Consider the following 5,633-nt stretch of genomic DNA (forward strand, 5'->3'; position numbering starts at 1 on the left):
TCGCGGCGGTGCTTCGAGCTGCTGTCTCGCGCCTATGTCGAAGCCAGGTATTCCTCCCAATACGAGATCACCCAAGAGGAACTTGCCTGGCTTACGGAGCGGGTCAGGAGCCTGCAGGAGGTTGTCAAAACAGTCTGCCTCGAGCGGTTGTCCGGGGAGTAAGAAGCATGAGCACTTCGCTACGCCTGGTCGGGCTCGCTGGTGGCCTTGAGGTGAGGCCGGTAGATATGCTGCCGAAGCGCCCGGCGTGAAATCCCGTCGCCATGGGTTCGCCCAATAATCAGAAGTACTCATTCGCGGGGTCGAGCGCACTCGGGCATATTCAACAATGTTGGCTACGTCGTCGTGCAGGATGACGATCCTTACCCGAAAGTGCCAACCGTGTGAGGCATCTAATTGCTTTTGAGAATGTTGCTGATGGAACCGCAAGCTTCTCAGTTCGAGCCGCTTCATTGTTCTGCCGCTCGGGTGGGGTCAAGGCGCCGGCTTATACCAATATTCCCCTCGAAGATTTCGCCAACATAAATGACTGCAGTCCGCGGCCACCACGCCGATCGGGTTCTTGCCCGGACTTCAAAACTGGCGTCTCTGCCGAGCAGAGACTCGGCGAAGGTGACACGGAACAAAGAAGGAACAGTCTGTTGTGCAGACTCGTGCAATCAGGTAGTACTCCTTCTGGAAATGTACTGAATTGAACCAGCAGAATCAGGAAAAGCTATGAATGAAGATTGACGTTAAACTCATCCGTGATCAGCGCCAGCTCGCGGAAATGAAGCTTGCCTTGTTGGCGGAAGATCATCCGCTGCGGGAAAAATATATCTCCTGGATCAGCGAATTGGATCAAAAGCTTCGTGACGCGGCGAATTAGCGTTCAGAGAGAAGATTCAGAAGATCTGGGTCCGACAGAAATACCGCATCGGCTCACCCACTAGGAAAACCGCACTTAGAAACCCCGCTTCCGGGACCGGCTTTTGCGGAACTTCGAAGGACTGTGACCCAACACGTTCTCTAATCGCGGTTGTCAAGCTGGCTCTGTTTATATTGCTGGTCAGGCTCAGTAACGGGCGCAGATGCGGCAGCCCACATTGTGCAGGGGGCCGTAGTCGCAAATGCCGAGGGGGAAGTCCCATGTGAGTTCAGTTCACGCGTTGAAAGTCGTTCTGTCATCGCGCAAGTTGAACAGATCGAGGATCAGACGCACGCGGCAGCGTCGACGACCAACGCGAGGGATGTCCCCACATCGCCATGACGCATCCCGACAGTGCGGTATTATTCAGCCGCCTGACGCAGCGTCCATCCTGGTCCGTCGACCGGTCCGATGATTTCAAAGTCAGATGGCATGTAATGCTGGTCCGAACCAATGGCGGCCAGCGTCCAGAAGTCCCGATCCTCGCCGAACATGGTCGAGACTTGCACGATCGTGATCTCATGGATGTCGGCCATGGGTCTGGCCCAATAAAAGCTTCCCGGCACCAAACGCGCTACCAACATTGAACTCACTCCCGGTACAAGCGAGGATAGTCGCAAGACTCCAGGAATAAGAAAGATCCGAGGAAGCGCTTTGCACAACTGCGTTAATGGAAGTGCGCTCCGCCAGGCTCGGGATCGAAAACCATCTTGAATTTTTGAATGGATTTGGGCACTTCATGGCTCCATTTCCTAATCCGACAGGAGACATACGGCATGACCATTGCGGCAGACAAGCCAGCCGAAAATCACGTGTTTGAAGCGGACGTTGCGCGGCTTCTGCATATGATGGTCCACTCGGTCTACTCGGATCGGGACGTCTTTCTTCGTGAGCTGATTTCGAACGCAGCCGATGCCTGCGAGAAGCTCCGATATGAGGCGATAGAGACGCCATCGCTGCTGGCAAGCGCACCTGATGCCCGCATCACGATCACGCTTGACGAGGAAAATGGGCAGCTAAGGGTCGAGGACAATGGCATTGGCATGAGCCACGACGAAATGATAGAGGCTCTCGGCACCATCGCGCGCTCAGGCACGCGGGCTTTCATGGAGCGCATTGAAGCGCGCAAGGCAGGAGAGGGCAGCCAGCTGATCGGGCAGTTCGGTGTCGGTTTCTACTCCTGCTTCATGGTATCCGACCGGGTCGACGTGATTTCCCGGCGTGCTGGCGCCAAGGAGGCCTGGCTTTGGAGTTCCGATGGCAAGGGCAGCTTCACCGTGAAAGGCTTGGATCCTGCCGACGCGCCAGCGCGTGGAACACGCATCACGCTGCATCTGATGGAAGATGCCCGGACATATACCTCCCGATGGACCGTGGAGAAGATCGTCAAGGAGCAATCAGGCCACGTTCCTGTCGCAATCGACCTGATCGACAAACCGGGTGGCGAGCCTACGCAGCTAACCGACGGCACCGCGCTCTGGACCAAGGCAAAATCGGACATATCCAAGGACGACTATACGGACTTCTACCGCGGAATTTCCGGTCAATACGACGAGCCCGCCGTAACGGTGCATTACAGAGCAGAAGGGCGTCATGAATATACGACGCTTGCCTACGTGCCCGGCTCCCAGCCGTTCGACATGTTCGACCCTGATCGAAAGGGTCGCATGAAGCTTTACGTGAAGCGCGTGTTCATTACCGATGAAGCCGAAGTGCTGCCGCGCTACCTTCGCTTTGTCCGCGGCCTTGTCGATACCTCCGACCTGCCTTTGAACGTGTCGAGAGAGATGATCCAGGAAAGCCCGATCCTGACGGTTATCCGCAAGGGCGTCACCAACCGAGTTATCAGTGCCATCGAGAAGTTCGCCCAGGATGATGCCGACGGCTTCAGGACGTTCTGGGACAATTTCGGCGCCGTTCTCAAAGAAGGGATCTACGAGGATGCCGAGCGTCGCGCTCAACTGCTTGCTATTTCACGGTTCCGAACGACGGCATCGGGCGAGGCGCACCGCTCCCTCGCAGATTATGTGAAGGACGCAAGGGAAAATCAGAACGCGATCTTTTATCTCGCCGGCGGCTCGCACGATCAGCTCAAGGCTTCACCTCACCTCGAGGGGTTTCGCGCGCGAGGCATCGAGGTCTTGCTGCTCGAGGACTCCATCGATAGCTTTTGGGTCATGAATGCTCCCGACTTTGAAGGCAAGACGTTCAAGTCCATTACCCAGGGATCGACCGATCTGTCGCAGTTTGCAAAGGTTGACGGCCTGGACAATCCGGCGGCTGACGCTCCTGCCGAAACGACGGCATTCATCGAGTTCGCAAAAGAACAGCTCCGGGATCATGTCGCGGACGTTCGCGTGTCGGGCCGCCTCACCGAAAGCGCGGTTTGCCTCGTGGCAACGGAAGGAGGCTACGATCTCCAGATGGAGAAAATCCTGCAGGGAGCGGGTCGCATCCAGGCTGGAGCCAAACCAGTCCTTGAAATCAATCCTGTTCATCCAATGATCAGGGCCATTGCCGCAATCGACGGCGACGCGGCCTTCCGTGAGGATGCGGTCGCGCTTCTGCTGGACGAGGCCCGTATTCTTGACGGCAGCAAACCACTTGACCCCCGGGCTTTCGCAGAGCGCTTTGCAAGGATTTTCGAAAGGGCGGCGCGATCATAAATACGCGTGGCCTCAAGCCGTTTTGATGGCCCAACCGAGATGTCCGGTCCGCATGAGATAGAGCAGACCGGACGTTTCGAGCCTGACGTCACGTGGATCGGACCCCGTGATGCCACGCTTCAATACGCTAATCGAAATGCGTTCCGAATGGTTTGGTTGCTTCGACCACACATCGAGTGGATGGCACCGACGACAGCAACGCATCCAGAGGGCGACCGGCGCCAACCTACGCAGCGATCGGGAACGTCGGCCGATGCCTGCAATCGGAATAACGATGGCCTAACGGGCCGCTATCGCAATCGGCCCGAGACATGGAGGCGGACCAGCGCGTTATCCGCGGCTATCGCATGGCTGGTTTACAGTGATGCACGTTTAGACGCTGCACGGGCTGCGGCGTGCGATCAAAACGCGCCCTTTGTCGCATTGTACGCCTCGAGTGCTCTATCCCTGGCAAACGCGTGGTTAACCACGGGCATGGGATAGGTCGTGCCGAGCGTGATGCCTGTCTTCGCCAGAACATCGACCGGTGCCTCGAATGGCCGATGGATGTACCTGTTGTCAAGATTGGCCAGTTCGGGGACGAATTCGCGTACGTAAGCACCGTCCGGGTCGAACTTCTCACCCTGAAGGGTCGGATTGAAGATGCGGAAGAACGGAGAGGCGTCCGCACCCGATCCGGCGACCCATTGCCAGCTTGCAGCGTTGTTGGCGGGATCAGCGTCGATCAACGTGTCCCGAAACCAGGACTCGCCGAGGCGCCAGTCGACCATCAGGTCTTTGATCAAGAAGGACGCCGCGATCATGCGAACCCGATTATGCATGTAACCATGGCGCCAGAGCTGACGCATCCCTGCATCCACGATCGGATAACCAGTCAGTCCCTTTGTCCATATCTCGAAATGCTCCCGGTGATTTTCCCAGGGAAAGGTATCCATCCGGTCGTTCCAGTTCGTATTGGGAAGCCCTGGGAAGTGATAGAGCAGGTGGTAGGAAAACTCCCGCCAGGCAAGTTCCTTGCGGAAGTGAACGAGATCCTCGACTGGCACGCGTTTGCTCAACCCCCGCGTCTCGTGCCAGACGCGGGCCGGGGAAATAATTCCGAGCGCGAGGTAGGGAGAGAGCTGGGACGTCGCCTGCCGCGACGGAAGCTCGCGATTGAGCCGATAACCTTGAAGGTCTTCCTCGACAAAATCGCTCAGCCGTCGATGTGCCGCCGCTTCACCGGGTATCCAGATGTCGCTAAACTCCTTCGCCCAGTTCGGCCTTGTGGGCAGTAATGTCCAGTCGGCCAACAGTTCGGACGCCCGAGGCAGGTTCGCAAATCTGATCTTCGTCGGCGGATCCAGTGGCTCGCCCGGCTCGCACAACTTTTCCAACGCACGCCAGAAGGGTGTATAGGTGCGATAGGGCGTTCCTGCGCCGGTCATCAGTTTGGATGGGTCGTGGAGGAGCTGACCGGGAAAACTCCTGGCCTCTATGCCCCGCTCTGCAAGCGTCCGTTTGATCTGCGTGTCGATTGCAATGCCGGCCGGGTCATAGCGCCGATTCCACAGTACCGTCTCTGCTCCGCTGTAAGCAACAAGGTCGCTGAGTTCATCCAGCGCATGGCCGGAGACCAAATGCAGCGAACCGCCAAGCTTGCACAGCGCGCCCTGCATGCTTTCAAGGGAGTGGTGGAGCCACCAGTCCTGCGCTGCGCCAAGGGGGGCCGTACCGTCCGAACGGGGTTCCCGTATATAGACGGGGATAACAGGGCGCCCCGACGTGCAAGCCGCGTGCAAGGCTCGGTTGTCATCTAGCCGCAAGTCTTTCCGAAACCAGAGAATAACCGGCTTTGCATTTTCGGTCGCCAATGAGCCCGTCCTGTTTCAACGTTCCTGTATCTGTTACGGAACGACACCGGGCTTGGATCAGAAACTGATCACCAGCGTCAAGGCGAATTCTAAGTGCTCGCAACGACCTTGCCTAGGCCGTAAACTCATAAATTCTCTTGGCGTATTGCGTTCGGCGTGATTCAAGGCTTCCGAATTAGGAGCTATGATGACACGCCGCCGCTACGA

Annotated in this window: 4 protein-coding genes; 2 read left to right on the forward strand and 2 right to left on the reverse strand. The window is 57.4% G+C overall.

All coding sequences use genetic code 11. The features are described 5' to 3' along the window. The first annotated feature begins 721 nt into the window (after positions 1–721). Positions 722–868 carry a hypothetical protein gene (locus FHT77_RS31060; RefSeq protein ID WP_183759297.1) on the forward strand — a complete coding sequence of 49 codons (147 nt, stop codon included), beginning with the start codon at positions 722–724 and terminating at the stop codon, positions 866–868. Positions 869–1,269: 401 nt separating this feature from the next. Here the strand turns inward: FHT77_RS31060 and FHT77_RS31065 are convergent, their stop codons facing one another. Beyond that, on the reverse strand, positions 1,270–1,491 hold the full coding sequence (locus FHT77_RS31065) for a hypothetical protein (RefSeq protein WP_183759298.1): 222 nt from the start codon (positions 1,489–1,491) through the stop codon (positions 1,270–1,272). A 192-nt stretch (positions 1,492–1,683) separates the two neighbouring features. Here FHT77_RS31065 and htpG point away from each other — a divergent pair, with 192 nt between their 5' ends. Beyond that, complete coding sequence (htpG, locus tag FHT77_RS31070; protein ID WP_183759299.1) at positions 1,684–3,573, forward strand: molecular chaperone HtpG; 1,890 nt, start codon at positions 1,684–1,686, stop codon at positions 3,571–3,573. Positions 3,574–3,974: 401 nt separating this feature from the next. Here the strand turns inward: htpG and FHT77_RS31075 are convergent, their stop codons facing one another. Further along, positions 3,975–5,426: a cryptochrome/photolyase family protein gene (locus FHT77_RS31075; protein WP_183759300.1), complete on the reverse strand. Its 1,452-nt coding sequence runs from the start codon at positions 5,424–5,426 to the stop codon at positions 3,975–3,977. Between the last annotated feature and the right edge of the window lie 207 nt (positions 5,427–5,633).

Origin of the sequence: Rhizobium sp. BK181 (genome assembly GCF_014193305.1) — a bacterium.
Lineage (GTDB): Bacteria > Pseudomonadota > Alphaproteobacteria > Rhizobiales > Rhizobiaceae > Rhizobium.